Below are 15,235 nucleotides of genomic sequence, written 5' to 3' on the forward strand. Positions count from 1 at the left end.
CGTGCGCGAGCCCTCACCTGCGCGGTCCGTTCGGGAGCCAGCCGGACAGTGCCGCGAGCCGACGAGCGACCTGCTCCGGCGTGCGGCCGTCGGTGTCCACCCGCGCGACCGTGTCCGCGACGGCCGAGTCGAGCCTCCCGGCCGTCGCCGTGCTGTGTGCAAGCTGCGCCTGCGGGACCGTGCCGCCCGCCCGCCGGGCCAGTCGACCGGCGGTGGTGGCGTCGGAGGCGCGGAGCAGGACCACGGTGACGAGCGGGTCGTCGCCCATCGCGGCGGCGAGCCGTTCGTGCTCGAGCACGGACACGGTGTTCGTGAAGACGAGCCGGTGGTGTCCGAGCTCGCGGTACCCGGCCCACATCGTCCGCAGGTTCCGCTCGGCGAGCCGCACGTCCGGGTGGGCGACGTGCGGCGCCGGGTGGGCGAGGTCGAGGACGTCGCCCTCGATCACGGCGTGCGCCACGTCCGCCGCGACGAGCAGGTCGTGCAGGGCCTCGGCCGCGGTGCTCTTGCCGACGCCGGAGCGGCCGCCGACGAAGAGCACCTCGGACCGCGGCACGGCGTCAGTCCCTGCCGAGCGAGAGCAGCGCCAGGGCGGCGTCCTCGGGGCCGTAGTCGAACATGCGGTCCCAGAACGGGTCCTCCGCCCAGGGGACGTCGCCGCCGGCCGGCACGGCGTGCGCGGTCTCGAGCAGCCAGTCGACCTCGGGACGGACGGCGTCGGCGTACCGCGGGGGCTGCCACCCGAGCGCGCGTGCCGCAGTCGTGTCGAGGACGAACGGCGACGGCGAACTCCACGGGGTCGTCCCGACGAAGGTGGGGGCGTCCTGGTCGAGCAGGACCTCGTCGAAGCGGTGGTCGACGAGCCCGGCCAGGGTGCGCACGATCTCGAGGACGTCGGGCGCGGTCTCGTCGGCCACGTTGAGGATGCGGCGGTCGGGAGCGTCGGCGACGAGACGCACGAGGGATGCGATCCCGCTCGCGGCCGTCGTGTGGTCGACACCGCGGCCGTGGTCGGCGAGCAGGATGCGCTCCCGACCGTCGAGGGCGCGGCGGACCACGAACCACTCCCGCGGGCGTCCGATGCCGACGCCGTACACCTTCGACGGACGGAGCACCGTGACCGGGGCGCCGTGGTCGAGCAGGACCTGTTCGGCGGCGACCTTCGCGGCGCCGTAGCCGTCTCGCGAGGTCGGGTCGCAGTCCGCGGCGACGACGGTGGGCTGCAGCTCGGTGACCGAGCCGCCGAAGACGGGCTTGTCGACGGCGTTCGCATGGCGCCCCTGGTCGTCGACGTACACCGCCTTCGACGACACGAACACGGTCGAACCGACGTCGTCGAGGAACGGGCGCAGCTGCAGGGCGTCGTCGCGGGTGACCCCGACGGTGTCGACGAGCAGGTCGGCACCTGGGCGCAGGAGGTCGCGGAGCACGGTCGTGTCGCGTCGGTCGCCGGCGACGAAGGAGGCGCCGGCTGCGGTCAGGGCATCGGCGGCCGGACCGCCGCGACGAGCGACGACGTCGACCTGCCAGTCGTCGCCGCCCCTGCCGGAGACGTCGAGGAGGTCTCGGACCACCGCGGATCCGATCCCGCCGGTACCGCCGAGGACGACCGCGCGTCTGGTGCTCATGCGCCAACGCTAGTGCCGCGACGCTCCCCGGCGTCCGGCAGCACGGACGTCAGGACGCGACCAGCTCCGGTTCGAGGCGCCACCACTCGGCGAGCGAACCGTCGTAGACCTTCACCTGGTCGTGCCCGAGCAGCGTGAGGGCGAGCGCGTCGACGCACGCCGCGCTGCCGACACCGCAGTACGTCACGATCTCGTCGGCGTCGAGCACCGGCGCGAACACCTCGGCGAGCGCGGCCCCACGGCGCAGGGTGTTCGTGTCGGAGTCGACCACGTCGTCCGTCGTGATCGCCGTACTGCCGGGGACCACGCCGGGGTGGCCCACACCGAGCGCGGACGGGGGAGCCGCGAGGACCACCGCGGCCGGCTCGTCGCCGCGGACCGCCCGCAGGACACGGTCGTGGTCGGCCCACACCGGGCGTTCCTCGCCGGCCAGGAACGACTCCGTGGACGACGGCGGGACCTCGCCGCGGAGCGGTCCGACGCGGACGGGTCGTCCCTCGTCCCGCCACTTGGTGAAGCCACCGTCGAGCACCGCGACGTCGTCGAAGCCGAACGCGCGGAAGATCCACCAGAGCCGGGCTGCCCACTCGCCGACGCTGTCGTCGTAGACCACGACGGTGGAGCCGTTGGTCACACCGAGAGCGCGCGCGGCGGACTCGAACCGCTCCGCACTCGGTCGGGTGAAGGGCACCTCGGCGTCGGGGGCGGAGAAGTCGTCGACCAGGTCGGCGTACCGGGCTCCCGGTACGTGCCCGTGCTGCTCGTAGGCGTCACGGGCGGCCTGCCACTGCATCGCCGTGCCGACCCCCGTGGTGTGCACCGAGGCGTCGAGCACGACGAGCTCGTCGGCGCCGATGTGGTCGGCGAGCCACTGCGTCGACACGAGCGGCGAGGTCAGGACGGGGGCCATGTCGCCCACGGTAACGCGGTCCTCCGACGACTCCTCGGATGTCCGACACACTGCGCAACGCCAGTGTCCCCTGCGCCTGGATGCCGAATCCGCTCGCACCGGACGGGCGGACGTTGCCCGTTCGTTCGGCCGGGCCGGGGCCGGGCGCTGTCGTCGCGACCCGTGCGACGCCGCCGACGTCGTACGACAGCAGTTCTGTCGTGTTACCCGGATCACGCAGGTCGTCGCGACCCGTGCGACACCGCCGACGTCGTACGACAGCAGTTCTGTCGTGTTGCCCGGACCACGCAGGTCCGCGCGACTCGTGCGACGCCGCCGACGTCGTACGACAGCGGTTCTGTCGGGGTGCCCGGACCACGGAACACTGCCGTGCCGCTCAGCGTGCTGCGTCCTGCACGGACGCCCCCGCCGCGATGTCCTCGAGCATGTTCGGGACGCCGAACGCGACATCCCACGCGTCGATCGACGCGTGGGATGTCGCAGCGCGGAGCAACCGTGGCGGCCCGGGCAGCGGCAGCAGCGGGGTCCGCCGCAGCTGCCTAGTGCGCCGCGGCCGGGATGCTCCCCGTCGTGGCCGCCGACGCGTGCTCGAGCTTCGCGAGCCGCACCGACTGTCGGTTGATGAGCAGCCCGCCGGCCAGGGCGACGAGCACGAGCACCCCGGCCGAGATGCCGAACGCCACGTGGTACCCGTCGATCACGGCCTGGGCCTGCTGGAGCTTGGTCGGCGCTGCCGAGAGCCCCGACAGGCTGTCCTTCACGACGTCGGCGAAGATCGTCGAGAGCAGGGCCGTGCCGATCGAGCCGCCGATCTGCTGCATGGTGTTCACCGTCGCCGAGGCGACGCCGGCGTCCGCACGGGCGACCCCGGTCGTCGCGGTGTTCATGGCGGACGAGAAGATCGTGCCCATGCCGAGCCCGATGACGATCAGCGCCGGCAGGACGGTGCCCGCGTAGGTGCTGTCGACCTCGGTGCGGAGCAGCAGCAGGAGTCCGGTCGCCGCGACGAGACCACCGGCGAAGATCAGGACCTTCGGGCCGACGCGGGGGAGGAGGCGCCCACCGATCTGCGTCGCCGAGACCATGATCGACAGCGGCATCGGCAGGAACGCCAACCCGGTCTGCAGCGAGCTGAAGCCGAGGGTCTGCTCGAGGTAGTAGGTCAGGAACAGGAAGATGCCGAACATGCCGATCGCCACGAGGCCGATCGCGATGAAGGCGCCTCCACGGTCACGGTCGAGGACGACCCGGAGCGGCAGCAGCGGGTGCGCGACGCGCGTCTCGATCACGACGAACCCGGCGACGAGCAGGACACCGGCGGCGAGCATGACGATCGTGAGCGGGGCGTCCCAGCCGTTCGACTCGGCGTTCGAGAACCCGTAGACGATGCCGACCAGGCCGGCGGTGATCGTCAGGACCCCGGCGACGTCGATGCGGGGCCGCTCGACCTTCGGCGGCTTCGCCATGAAGACGAGTGCGCCGATCACGCCGAGCACCGCGAACACGACGTTGACGTAGAGGCACCAGCGCCACGATGCGTACTCGGTGAACACGCCGCCGAGCAGCAGACCGATCGCCGCACCGGAGCCGGCGATCGACCCGAAGATGCCGAAGGCCCGGCCGCGTTCCTTCGGGTCGCGGAAGGTCGTGGTGAGCATGCCGAGTGCCGAGGGGGCGAGCAGGGCGCCGAAGACACCCTGCAGCGCGCGGGCGGCGACGAGCAGGCCGAACGAGTCCGCGAGGCCGCCGAGCACCGAGGCCAGGGCGAACCCGACGAGGCCGACGATGAAGGTGGTCTTCCGGCCGAACAGGTCACCGAGGCGACCGCCGAGCAGCAGCAGGGAGCCGAACGCCAGCGAGTAGGCGGTGACGATCCACTGCCGCTGGTCGGTGCCGAAGCCGAGGTCGGCCTGTGCCGACGGGAGGGCGATGTTCACGATGGTCGCGTCGAGCACGACCATGAGCTGGGCGAGGGCGATGACCGCCAGCGCGATCCAGCGGTGGTTGGCCCGGTCGGAGCCGGAGCCGGAGCCGGAGCCGGAGCCGAGGGTGGTGCCGGGCGTGGTGCCGGCAGCGCGGCCGGTGGTCGTGGGTACCGACCCGGTCGGGGCCGGCACGGTCTGTTCTGCCGTCACGGCAGCCTCCTTCTGAGAAGGGTGGAGGTGGCGGAGCACGCGCCGTCGAGCGCTTCGCGAGGAGGGTGAACCGGATGTGGTGCATCCGGTTGTGTCGAGTGTAGACCGAAACGGAGGTACCGCATCCGTTTGTTCCCAGAATCTTCAACTACGGTCGATGCCGTGAGCACCACCGACACCGCGCACGACCTCGAGCGCCCCCTGCGCGCCGATGCCGCGCGCAACCGCGAGCTGATCCTGCAGACCGCCCGCAGGTGCTTCGCCGAGCGCGGGTTGTCGGTCACGCTCAACGACATCGCGCACGAGGCCGGGGTCGGCGTCGGGACGGTCTACCGCCGGTTCGCGGACAAGGACGCCCTGATCGAGGCGCTCCTCGCCACCAAGTTCGAGGCGATGAACGCCGCCGCCGCCCGCGCCGCGCAGGAGACCGATCCGCGCGAGGCACTGCGCGTCTACCTGATGGGCGTGTTCGAGTTCCGCGCACGCGACCGCGCCCTGGCCGACGCCATCGTGCGAGCGGGGAAGGCGCGACCGTCGATCGTCAGCGAGCGCGACCGGCTCGAGCGCCAGGTCGCGACGATCATCGAGCGTGCCGCCACCGCCGGGGTCGTGCGGGCCGGGTTCAGCTACGCCGACCTCCCGATGCTCACCACCATGGTCGGCGCCGTCGCGGACACGACCCGCGCGCAGGACCCGGATGCCTGGCGCCGCTACGCCGAGGTCGTGCTCGAGGGCGTGCTGCCCGGCGGCACCACCGACCCGATGGTCGGCTCGCCACTCGACCGCGCCGCCATCGAACGCGCGCTGCACGGCCAGCCCTGACGGATCCTGCCGCGACGGCCCACCGGACGGCAGGCGCGTGGCGGGGCCGCAACGCGCCTCCCGTCCGACAGCGGCGCACCGACACGGACCGGACCGTCGCGTCCCGACGGGACGGCTACAGCCAGCTCGGCAGCCAGTAGTGCGACCGGATGAAGTCCCACGGCATCTGCAGCCCGGTCCACATCGGGTACCAGTACGCCGATGCCAGCACGACCACGCCGAGGTACACCCCGATCCACACCAGCGCCCTCGTCCGTCGCGGCCGCGGATCGGTCCGTGACCCGGCGACGAGCCCGATCGCCGCGGCCAGTCCCATCACGAGGAACGGCTCGAACGCCACCGTGTAGAACTGGAACACCGTTCGGTCGGTGTACAGCAGCCACGGCAGGTACCCGCCCGCGACGCCGATGAGCACGAAGCCGTACTCCCACCGGCGCCGCAGCACGAAGAGCACGAGCAGGGCGACCGCCGCGATCACCGAGGCGTACCAGATGAACGGGTTCGCGATGCCGGTGATCGCCTCGCCGCAGCGGTCCGCCCAGCAGCCGTCCTGACCGCGGTTCGTGCCGACGTAGTACATCGACGTCGGTCGCTGCATGACGAGCCACAGCAGCGGGTTCGCCTGGTACGAGTGCGGGGTGTGCAGGCCGATGTTGAAGCCGTAGATCTCCGACTGGTAGTGCCACCAGTTCTGCAACGAGTCCGGCACCCAGGCGAGCAGCCCCGTCCAGCGCTCCCCGCCGGACGCGATCCAGTTCCGGTCCCAGCCGCCGGAGGTCCGGAACCACCCCGTCCACGAGGCCAGGTAGGTCACGGCGGCGATCGGCACCGTGAGCAGGAACGTCACCGGCGCCTGCTGCAGGAACGCGCTCGACGACCAGAAGGCCACGCCGGCCCGGCGGCGCATCACGACGTCGCTGAGCACGGCGTACAGCGCGAAGAACGCCAGGAAGTACAGGCCGGACCACTTCGTCGCGGACGCCAGGCCGAGCGCGACGCCCATCGCGAGGAGCCACGGCCGCCAGATCAGCACCGGCCCCCACAGCGTGTCCCGACCGTCGTCCGCCCGCCGCCGGACCCAGTCGTCGAGCCGCCGCTGCGCCCACCGCCGGTCGAGCAGCAGTGCGCCCGCACCGAGCACGACGAAGAACGTCAGGATGCCGTCGAGCAGCGTCACGCGCGACAGCACGATGGCCTGCCCGTCGATCGCGAGCAGGAAACCGGCGAGCGTCCCGATCGCCGTCGATCGGAACAGCGACCGGGCGATGACCGCGGTCAGGAACACGGTCGCGGTACCGAGCACGGCGACCGTGAACCGCCACCCGAACGAGCTGTCCGCACCGAACAGCAGCATTCCGAGGCCGATCAGGTACTTGCCGAGCGGCGGGTGCGCGATGAACTCCGCCGCCCGCGAGTACAGGTCGGTCTCGCCGTCCGCGAAGCGCTGGTCGGTCGTCGGAGCGCCGTCGTCGGAGGGGTTCGCCGGCCAGGTGCCCTCGTACCCGAGGTGGACGATCGACCAGCCGTCCTTGACGTAGTACGTCTCGTCGAACACGAGCGAGTGCGGGTGTCCGAGCCCCACCAGGCGGAGCACGGCCGCCAGCAGCGTCACCGCGATCGGACCCGTCCACCGCCAGAGCGCGACGCGCCGCGATGTCGACAGGACCCGACCCCACCAGTCGTCGAGGCGGGAGCCGACCGGTCCGTCGACGAGGGCGGTGCGGTCGTCGGTCAGCTCGCTGGTCATCGCCTGCATCCTACGGATCGCCGCCACGGCGGACCTGGCACCAGAATGGGGAGGTGATCGTCCTCGCAGCAACGCCCATCGGCAACCTCGGCGACGCGTCGCGCCGACTCGTCGAGACCCTGTCGAACGCGAGCGTGGTCGCCGCAGAGGACACCCGGACCGCGATCCACCTGATGCGCGCGCTCGGCATCGAGAACCGGCCACGGCTCATCGCGCTGCACGAGCACAACGAGCGTGCGAAGGCCTCCGAGGTCGTCGAGCTCGCCCGCGACGAGGACGTCGTGGTCCTCACCGACGCGGGGATGCCGGCGATCAGCGATCCGGGGTTCCCCCTGGTCGAGGCCGCTGCGGCCGCGGGCGTGACGGTCACGGCCCTGCCCGGACCGTCGGCCGTCCTCACGGCGCTCGCCGTGTCCGGGCTGCCGACCGACCGCTTCAGCTTCGAGGGCTTCCCGACCCGCAAGGCGGGCGAGCGTCGGCGACTGTTCGCCTCGCTGGCGGGGGAGCAGCGCACGATGGTCTTCTTCGAGTCGCCGCACCGCCTCGCCGACACGCTCGCCGACATGGCCGCCGGGTTCGGTGAGGACCGCCGCGCGGTCGTCTGCCGTGAGCTGACGAAGCTGCACGAGGAGGTCCGGCGCGACTCGCTCGCCGCGCTCGCCGCGTGGGCGGCCGACGGGGTGCGCGGGGAGATCTGCGTCGTGGTCGAGGGGTCCACCGGTGCGCTCGACGTCACGAGCATCGAGGACGGGGTCCGGCTCGTGCTCGAGCGGGTCGCCGCCGGGTCGCGCATGAAGGAGGCCGCCGCAGCGGTCGCGGACGCGACCGGGCTGTCGAAGCGCGACCTGTACGAGGGCGCGCTCGCGGCGCGGTAGACGCGACCGGCGACGGCCTGGAGGCACGGTGCGGGCCCGCCACACGCCTCCCGTCCGGTTCTCCACAGGTGGCGCGCGGGGCGCGTCATCGGCCCGCCGCCCGCCCGTAGGATGGTCCGCATGTCCGACGGGTCCTCGTTCAGCATCACCACGCCGATCTTCTACGTGAACGACGTGCCCCACATCGGGCACGCCTACACCGAGGTGGCCGCGGACTTCATGGCGCGCTGGCACCGCCAGCGCGGCGACGACACCTGGCTGCTCACGGGGACCGACGAGCACGGCCAGAAGATCCTGCGCACCGCCAGCGCGAACGACGTCTCCCCGAAGGAGTGGGCCGACCGGCTCGTCACCGACGCCTGGAAGCCGCTGCTCGACACGGTCGACGTCGCGAACGACGACTTCATCCGCACCACCGACGAGCGCCACGAGCGCGGTGTGACGGCGTTCCTGCAGAAGCTGTACGACGACGGCTACATCTACGCCGGCGAGTTCGAGGGCTTCTACTGCGTGGGGTGCGAGGAGTACAAGCAGCCGAGCGACCTGGTGCCCGGTACCGGTGCGTACGAGGGGCAGCAGGTCTGCGCGATCCACTCGATCCCGGTCGAGGTGCTGGCCGAGCGCAACTACTTCTTCCGGATGAGCGACTTCGAGCAGCGCCTGCTCGACCTGTACGAGTCGAACCCGCAGTTCATCCAGCCCGAGAGCGTCCGCAACGAGATCGTCTCCTTCGTCAAGCAGGGCCTGCGTGACCTCTCGATCTCACGGTCGAGCTTCGACTGGGGCATCCAGATCCCGTGGGACCACGACCACGTGCTCTACGTGTGGTTCGATGCCCTGCTCAACTACGTCACGGCGCTCGGCTACGGGTCGGACGACGACGAGGCCTTCCAGCGCCTCTGGCCGAGCGTGCACATCGTCGGGAAGGACATCGCCCGCTTCCACGCCGTGATCTGGCCCGCGATGCTCATGGCCGCAGGACTCCCGGTGCCGGAGCGCGTCTTCGGGCACGGTTGGCTCCTCGTCGGCGGCGAGAAGATGTCCAAGTCGAAGCTGACCGGCATCGCGCCGTCGGAGATCACCGACACGTTCGGCTCCGACGCGTTCCGCTACTACTTCCTCCGCGCGATCACCTTCGGGCAGGACGGCAACTTCAGCTGGGAAGACATCTCCGCCCGGTACTCGGCCGACCTCGCGAACGGCTTCGGCAACCTGGCATCGCGCCTCGTCGCCATGCTGCAGAAGTACTTCGACGGCGCGGTCCCCGAGCGTGCCGAGCTGACCGACTCGGACCGGGCGATCGACGCCCTGGCGGTGTCCGTCACCGAGCGTGCCGACGCCGCGATCGAGGCGTTCGCTCCGCACGAGGCGATCGCCGCCGTGTGGGAGCTCGTCGACGCACTGAACGGGTACATCACCGAGCAGGAGCCGTGGGCGCTGGCGAAGGACGAGGCGGAGCGTGAGCGCCTCGGTACCGTCCTGACGACGGCGCTCCGCGGTCTCGGCACCGTGAACGTCCTGGTGTCCCCGGTGATGCCGAAGGCGACCGAGAAGCTCTGGGCCTCGATCGGTGCCGGCGGCTCGGTGACCGAGCAGCGGGTCGACCGCGCCTGGGAGTGGCAGGGCGCCGAGACCGTCGTGCCGCTCGGGTCCGGCCTGTTCCCGCGCATCGAGCAGCAGCCCGAGCAGGGCGCAGCGTGACCGACGCGGGCGACGCCTCGCACGTCCGCGCCCGGGGCGAGGGCGCGTCCGGCGGCTCGAAGCGCGACCTGAGCTACCCGCCGCTGCCGCAGGCGCTCGTCGTGCCGGTGTACGACAACCACACGCACATGGAGATCGCGGACGGCGTCGGCGAGGGCGGCGACGGTCCGCTCGACTACCGCGAACACCTCGACCGCGCGTCGAGCGTCGGCGTCCGCGGCGTCGTGCAGGTCGGCACCGACCTGGCGACGTCGGAGTGGTCCGCGCAGATCGCCGCGCGGGAGCCCCGCGTGCTGGCAGCCGTCGCGCTGCACCCGAACGAGGCGCCCGTCCTCGACGAGCAGGGGCTGCTCGACGAGCACCTCGCCGGCATCGAACGGCTCGCGGCGCTGCCCCGGGTCCGGGCGATCGGCGAGACCGGGCTCGACTTCTTCCGGACGGGCGAGGACGGCCGTGCCGCACAGGTCCGCTCGTTCGAGGAGCACATCCGGATCGCCAAGGAGCACGACCTCGCGCTGACGATCCACGACCGCGACGCGCACGACGCCGTGGTCGAGGTGCTCGACCGTGTCGGCGCTCCGGAGAAGACCGTGTTCCACTGCTTCTCCGGCGGCCCGGACCTCGCTCGGCTCTGCGCCGAACGCGGCTGGTACATGTCGTTCGCCGGAACCGTGACCTTCAAGAACGCGCAGTCGCTCCGTGACGCCCTCGAGGTCGCACCGCGGCACCTCGTGATGATCGAGACCGACGCGCCCTTCCTGACGCCGACGCCGTACCGCGGTCGACCGAACGCGCCGTACCTCATCCCGCTCACGCTCCGGTCGATGGCCGAGACCCTCGGCACCGATCCGTCGATGCTCGCGGCGCAGATCGCCTCGACGACCGAGCTCGTCTACGGCGCGTGGGACGCCGAGCCCGTCACGGTGGACCAGTAGCCGTGGGCGCGCTGCTCGGCCCGGCGGAGATCCGGGACCTCGCCGCCAAGCTCGACGTCACCCCGACGAAGAAGCTCGGCCAGAACTTCGTGCACGACGCCAACACCGTGCGCCGCATCGTCTCGGCCGGCCGGGTCACGCCGGACTCGCGCGTGCTCGAGATCGGACCGGGCCTGGGGTCGCTGACCCTCGGCCTGACCGAGACCGGCGCGTCCGTCACCGCCGTGGAGATCGACGGCAGACTGGCGGCGCAGCTCCCGACGACCGTCTCGCTCATGCAGCCCGACGCGCGCCTGCGGGTCGTCCACCAGGATGCACTCGCCGTGACCGCGGACGAACTGCCCGACGAGCCGACGCACGTCGTCGCGAACCTGCCGTACAACGTCTCCGTGCCCGTGCTGCTGCACCTGCTCGCGACCTTCCCCACCATCGAGCGGGTGCTCGTGATGGTGCAGGCCGAGGTCGGGTACCGCATCGCCGCCGGTCCGGGCAGCAAGGTCTACGGCGCTCCCAGCGTCAAGGCCGCCTGGTACGGGTCGTGGTCGATCGCCGGGCAGATCAGTCGTCAGGTGTTCTGGCCGGTGCCGAACGTCGACAGCGTGCTCGTCGGGTTCGACCGGCGTGAGCGCCCCGGGGACGAGGCGCTGCGGGCGCAGGTCTTCGCGCTCGTCGACGGCGCGTTCCAGCAGCGCCGGAAGATGCTCCGGCAGAGCCTGTCCGGCGTGCTCGGCTCCAGCGCCCGCGCTTCGGAGCTCATGACCGCCGCAGGTCTCGACCCGACCGCCCGGGGCGAGGCGCTGTCACCGGACGACTTCGTGCAGCTCGGACGGACGGTGCTCGCCGCCGCCTGACGGGCGCACCTCTGGAGTACGAAGCGCCGGTCGCGCCGACGCCTGGTAGAACGACTCTCCTGACGGTCGACATGGACACGAAGTGCTGGCACTGGGCCTCGGGTCGCCTACCCTGCGGCTGCTCGTCGACTCCGCGAGCGTCGGCCCCGCTCGACGTCACCGCCGCTGGGACAGCGAGAGCACGTCGAGCGGAGGGGCCTTCACTGCTCGACGTGCTCCCGGCCGGTGCGCCCGGTCCTAGTGACCGCGGCCCGCCATCGCCTCGAGGATCTGCTGGTGGGTCCCGTCACGCTCGGCCCAGCGCAGCGGCTGCACGTTCTGCACGAGGATCTCGGGCGCGGCACCCGACTCGAGCAGACCCATCACCTCGTCGGTGAACTCGTCCAACGGCATGCCGCCGAAGTCCGCCCCGCCCATCAGGTCGGTCTGCACCGCCGGCGGCGCGAGCTCGAGCACCTCCACCGAGCTGCCGACGAGCTGCTGCCGCAGTGCCTGCGTGTAGGAGTGCACGCCGGCCTTCGTGGCGCTGTAGGTCGGGGTCGCGGTGAGCGGCACGAACGCCAGACCGGACGACACCGTGATGAGCGTGGCCGCCGGTCGGGTCAGCAGGTGCGGCAGGAACGCGTCGATCAGGCGGATCGTGCCGACCAGGTTCGTCTGCACGGTCTCGAGCGCGTCGTCGATGTGCCCGGGGTCACGCAGGTCCTCGTTCCGCATGATGCCCGACATGGTGACGACGGTGTCGAGTGCGGGGTAGCGGTCGATGACGTCGGCCGCGGCTCCGGCGATCGAGTCCGCGTCGGCGACGTCGATCACGACGGTACCGAAGCCGTGCTCGGCGGCGAGGGTGTCCAGACGGTTCTGGCGGCGACCGCCGATGACGACGGTGCTGCCGGCGGCCTGCAGGCGCTGCGCGAGGGCGAGCCCGAGGCCCGACGTCGCGCCGGAGATGAAGACGGTGCTGTTCGTGGTGTCCATGACGACCACGATGCTCCCGTGACGGGGGTGGCTCCAGGGCGCGTGCATCGGGGGACCGCCGATCCCTGGCTCGCCGAGCGCCGGGACGGCACGATGGGGGCATGGACCGATCCGCCCTCGCCGACTTCCTACGCCGTCGCCGCGAGCTCCTGCGCCCCGAGGACGTCGGGCTCGGGAGCGGTGCACGTCGGCGGACACCGGGACTCCGTCGCGAGGAGGTCGCCGCCCTCGCCGGGATGAGCGTCGACTACTACACGCGGCTCGAGCAGCAGCGTGGCCCCCAGCCGTCCGAGCAGATGGTCGCGGCGATCGCCCGGGCGCTGCGGTGCAGTCTCGACGAGCGTGACCACCTGTTCCACCTCACCGGGCACACCGCCCCGGTCCGCCTGCACCGCGCGGACCACGTCGACCCGGCCATCCTGCGGGTGCTCGACCGGCTGGAGGACACGCCGGCGATCGTGGTGAGCCACCTGGGCGAGACCCTCGTCGAGAACCGGCTCGCGCGTGCGCTGCTCGGCGGCTCCGTCGACCTGCCGGGCAACGAGCGCTACCAGGCGTGGCGCTGGTTCGTCTCCGGGACGGAGCAGGCGAAGTACGCGCCCGAGCAGCACGGACGACTCGGACGGGTGGTGGTCGCGTCGCTCCGTGCCGCCGTCGGGCTCGCGGGACCGAACGACCGCCGGGCGACCGCGCTCGTCGCCGAACTGCAGCGCCGGAGTCCGGCCTTCCGCGAGATCTGGGAGCAGCACGAGGTCGCGACCCGGTGGTCGGACAACAAGACGATCGTGCAGCCTGAACTCGGACAGATCACCGTGGACTGCCAGGTGCTGCACACGGACGACCAGGCGCAGGCGCTCCTGCTCTTCACCGCGCCGCCCGGGAGCGAGGACGCGCAGAAGCTCGAGCTCCTCGGCGTCCTCGGGACGCAGCAGTTCGGCGCGGCCACACCGGCGCGCTGATCCTCAGTCCGTCGACGCGCCCCGCGCCCGCAGTGCCTCGACGACGGCTTCCGGCTCGTTGCACCGGAACCGCAGTGACCGAGCCCCGCGGATCGCGACCTGCACCCCGGGCCCACCGTCGAGCAACACCGCGGTGCCGCCGGGGACGAGCCGGATGCCGAGGCCGCCGGAGTTGCCGCCCGTCATGTGCACGACCTCGGCCGCGGTGATCTGCTCGGGGGCGATCCGTCGCCGGTACCACCAGGGACGCACCCGGACCTCGAGGACCTCGTCCACCCGGACGGTCATCCGCATCAGCACCGAGCCGATGCCGAGCGCGACCGTGAGGGCGAGCGTGACCACCAGGACGCCGACGTCCGACGCGGTCGGCGGCTGGTCCTGCCACCCGGTCGGCACCGCGAGCACGAGCGCCGCGATCCCGACGGCGGTGGCGACGACGGCCCACCCGATGATCGTCATCGTTCGACCGGACCGGACGGTCTCCTCGTGCACGGGATGGGACATGCGTTCCACCCTCGCACACCGGTGAGGAACGAGCGAGGGCGAGACCTGTGCCACGGGACGCGCGGCGCAACCCCGCGTCACACACCTGGCACCCCCAGGGACACCGTGCCTAGGGTGGCCGGGTGACAACTCCGCGCGTGTACGTCATCCACGAGAACCCCGAGTGGTTCCCGCCGTTCGCCGAGGCCTTCGCGGCCGAGGGGGTCCCGGTCGAGGAACTCCTGCTCACCGACGGCGGTGCCCTCGGCAGCATCGACCTGGCCGCCGAGCCCGCTCCCGGCGTCTACTGGTCGCGGATGTCCGCGTCGAGCCACACCCGCGGCAACGAGCACAGCAAGGAGTACGCCCGCGCGCTGCTCGGCTGGCTCGAGCGCTCCGGTGCGACGGTCGTGAACGGCAGCCACGTCCTCGAACTCGAGGTGTCGAAGGTCGCCCAGCACGGGCTGCTCCGCGACGCCGGCTTCGACGTACCCCGCACCACGGCCGTGTTCGGGTCCTCGGCCCTGAAGGACGCTGCACGCACCTTCACCGGAGGTGCCGACGTCCCCTTCATCACGAAGCACAACCAGGGCGGCAAGGGCCTCGGCGTCCGCCGGTTCGACACCCTCGCCGAGTTCGACGCCCACGTCGACAGCCCCGAGTTCGAGGCTCCGGTCGACGGCATCACGCTGCTCCAGGAGCTCCTGACCGCGCGCGAGCCGTTCATCACCCGCGCCGAGTTCGTCGGTGGCGAGTTCGTCTACGCCGTCCGGGTCGACACGAGCGCCGGCAGCTTCGAGCTCTGCCCGGCCGACGCGTGCGAGGTGCCCCAGGTCATCGCGGGCGCCGTGTGCGAGGTTCCCGGCACCGAGACGTCCGGAACCGCAGCGCCCGGCGCACCGGCCGCCTTCAGCATCCGCGGCGAGGTCACCGCCGAGCACCCGCTCGTGCAGCAGCTCCGCACGTTCCTCGCCGACCAGCGCATCCAGGTCGCCGGCGTCGAGTTCATGGAGACCACGGACGGCCGCACCGTCGTCTACGACGTGAACACGAACACGAACTACAACCCCGCCGTCGAGGCGGTCGCGCCGGTCTCCGGGCCGCGCGCGATCGCGCGCTTCACCGGCGCCCTCCTCGAGCAGGCGTACGCCGCGTCGGCGACCACGGCCTGAGACGACACCACCCACCGGCCTGGAGGCCCGTGGCGGGCC

Annotated in this window: 14 protein-coding genes; 7 read left to right on the plus strand and 7 right to left on the minus strand. The window is 72.0% G+C overall.

Annotated features, from left to right (window positions below; genetic code table 11):
• Positions 1 to 13: 13 nt before the first annotated feature.
• The 4 genes from QUG98_RS04130 to QUG98_RS04145 form a co-directional block, all read right to left on the minus strand.
• Entirely contained in the window at positions 14 to 556 is a 543-nt protein-coding gene (locus tag QUG98_RS04130; protein ID WP_289469354.1) for a DEAD/DEAH box helicase family protein, read from the minus strand.
• 4 nt (positions 557 to 560) lie between these two features.
• Positions 561 to 1,628 (minus strand): NAD-dependent epimerase/dehydratase family protein, encoded by a 1,068-nt coding sequence (locus tag QUG98_RS04135; protein WP_289469355.1) that lies wholly within the window; start codon positions 1,626 to 1,628, stop codon positions 561 to 563.
• Positions 1,629 to 1,677: 49 nt separating this feature from the next.
• Positions 1,678 to 2,538 (minus strand): sulfurtransferase, encoded by an 861-nt coding sequence (locus tag QUG98_RS04140; protein ID WP_289469356.1) that lies wholly within the window; start codon positions 2,536 to 2,538, stop codon positions 1,678 to 1,680.
• Positions 2,539 to 3,077: 539 nt separating this feature from the next.
• Entirely contained in the window at positions 3,078 to 4,673 is a 1,596-nt protein-coding gene (locus QUG98_RS04145; protein ID WP_289469357.1) for an MFS transporter, read from the minus strand.
• 162 nt (positions 4,674 to 4,835) lie between these two features.
• On the opposite strand from QUG98_RS04145, the gene QUG98_RS04150 reads away from it, so the two are divergent.
• A complete protein-coding gene (locus tag QUG98_RS04150) occupies positions 4,836 to 5,495 on the plus strand; it encodes a TetR/AcrR family transcriptional regulator (protein WP_289469358.1) in 660 nt (219 codons plus the stop codon).
• Between the two features lie 115 nt (positions 5,496 to 5,610).
• On the opposite strand, the gene QUG98_RS04155 is transcribed toward QUG98_RS04150, so the two are convergent.
• The gene (locus QUG98_RS04155; RefSeq protein WP_289469359.1) at positions 5,611 to 7,242 is read right to left on the minus strand and encodes a dolichyl-phosphate-mannose--protein mannosyltransferase; all 1,632 of its coding nucleotides are present in this window, start codon (positions 7,240 to 7,242) and stop codon (positions 5,611 to 5,613) included.
• Positions 7,243 to 7,295: 53 nt separating this feature from the next.
• Here QUG98_RS04155 and rsmI point away from each other — a divergent pair, with 53 nt between their 5' ends.
• From rsmI to rsmA, 4 genes are all read left to right on the plus strand, one after another.
• Positions 7,296 to 8,117 carry a 16S rRNA (cytidine(1402)-2'-O)-methyltransferase gene (rsmI, locus tag QUG98_RS04160; protein WP_289469360.1) on the plus strand — a complete coding sequence of 274 codons (822 nt, stop codon included), beginning with the start codon at positions 7,296 to 7,298 and terminating at the stop codon, positions 8,115 to 8,117.
• A gap of 120 nt (positions 8,118 to 8,237) precedes the next feature.
• Entirely contained in the window at positions 8,238 to 9,818 is a 1,581-nt protein-coding gene (metG, locus tag QUG98_RS04165; protein WP_289469361.1) for a methionine--tRNA ligase, read from the plus strand.
• On the plus strand, positions 9,815 to 10,753 hold the full coding sequence (locus QUG98_RS04170) for a TatD family hydrolase (RefSeq protein ID WP_289469362.1): 939 nt from the start codon (positions 9,815 to 9,817) through the stop codon (positions 10,751 to 10,753). The genes metG and QUG98_RS04170 overlap by 4 nt, the downstream gene beginning before the upstream one ends.
• A gap of 2 nt (positions 10,754 to 10,755) precedes the next feature.
• Positions 10,756 to 11,604 (plus strand): 16S rRNA (adenine(1518)-N(6)/adenine(1519)-N(6))-dimethyltransferase RsmA, encoded by an 849-nt coding sequence (gene rsmA, locus QUG98_RS04175; RefSeq protein WP_289469363.1) that lies wholly within the window; start codon positions 10,756 to 10,758, stop codon positions 11,602 to 11,604.
• Positions 11,605 to 11,841: 237 nt separating this feature from the next.
• Here rsmA and QUG98_RS04180 read toward each other — a convergent pair whose 3' ends face one another.
• Positions 11,842 to 12,582 (minus strand): SDR family oxidoreductase, encoded by a 741-nt coding sequence (locus QUG98_RS04180; protein WP_289469364.1) that lies wholly within the window; start codon positions 12,580 to 12,582, stop codon positions 11,842 to 11,844.
• A gap of 101 nt (positions 12,583 to 12,683) precedes the next feature.
• On the opposite strand from QUG98_RS04180, the gene QUG98_RS04185 reads away from it, so the two are divergent.
• Positions 12,684 to 13,541, plus strand: a complete 858-nt coding sequence (locus QUG98_RS04185; RefSeq protein ID WP_289469365.1) for a helix-turn-helix transcriptional regulator — start codon at positions 12,684 to 12,686, stop codon at positions 13,539 to 13,541.
• A 3-nt stretch (positions 13,542 to 13,544) separates the two neighbouring features.
• Here the strand turns inward: QUG98_RS04185 and QUG98_RS04190 are convergent, their stop codons facing one another.
• A complete protein-coding gene (locus QUG98_RS04190; protein ID WP_289469366.1) occupies positions 13,545 to 14,045 on the minus strand; it encodes a hypothetical protein in 501 nt (166 codons plus the stop codon).
• 122 nt (positions 14,046 to 14,167) lie between these two features.
• Between QUG98_RS04190 and QUG98_RS04195 the strand changes: the two genes are divergently transcribed.
• Positions 14,168 to 15,196: an ATP-grasp domain-containing protein gene (locus QUG98_RS04195; protein WP_289469367.1), complete on the plus strand. Its 1,029-nt coding sequence runs from the start codon at positions 14,168 to 14,170 to the stop codon at positions 15,194 to 15,196.
• Positions 15,197 to 15,235 lie beyond the last annotated feature (39 nt).

Source organism: Curtobacterium subtropicum (genome assembly GCF_030362975.1).
In the GTDB taxonomy this organism is placed as follows: domain Bacteria; phylum Actinomycetota; class Actinomycetes; order Actinomycetales; family Microbacteriaceae; genus Curtobacterium; species Curtobacterium subtropicum.

Coding starts and splice junctions, on each gene's coding strand:
- metG (WP_289469361.1), top strand. CDS start 8,238: ATGTCCGACGGGTCCTCGTTCAGCATCACCACGCCGATCTTCTACGTG.
- QUG98_RS04140 (WP_289469356.1), bottom strand. CDS start 2,538: ATGGCCCCCGTCCTGACCTCGCCGCTCGTGTCGACGCAGTGGCTCGCC.
- QUG98_RS04135 (WP_289469355.1), bottom strand. CDS start 1,628: ATGAGCACCAGACGCGCGGTCGTCCTCGGCGGTACCGGCGGGATCGGA.
- QUG98_RS04155 (WP_289469359.1), bottom strand. CDS start 7,242: ATGACCAGCGAGCTGACCGACGACCGCACCGCCCTCGTCGACGGACCG.
- QUG98_RS04185 (WP_289469365.1), top strand. CDS start 12,684: ATGGACCGATCCGCCCTCGCCGACTTCCTACGCCGTCGCCGCGAGCTC.
- QUG98_RS04180 (WP_289469364.1), bottom strand. CDS start 12,582: ATGGACACCACGAACAGCACCGTCTTCATCTCCGGCGCGACGTCGGGC.
- QUG98_RS04190 (WP_289469366.1), bottom strand. CDS start 14,045: ATGTCCCATCCCGTGCACGAGGAGACCGTCCGGTCCGGTCGAACGATG.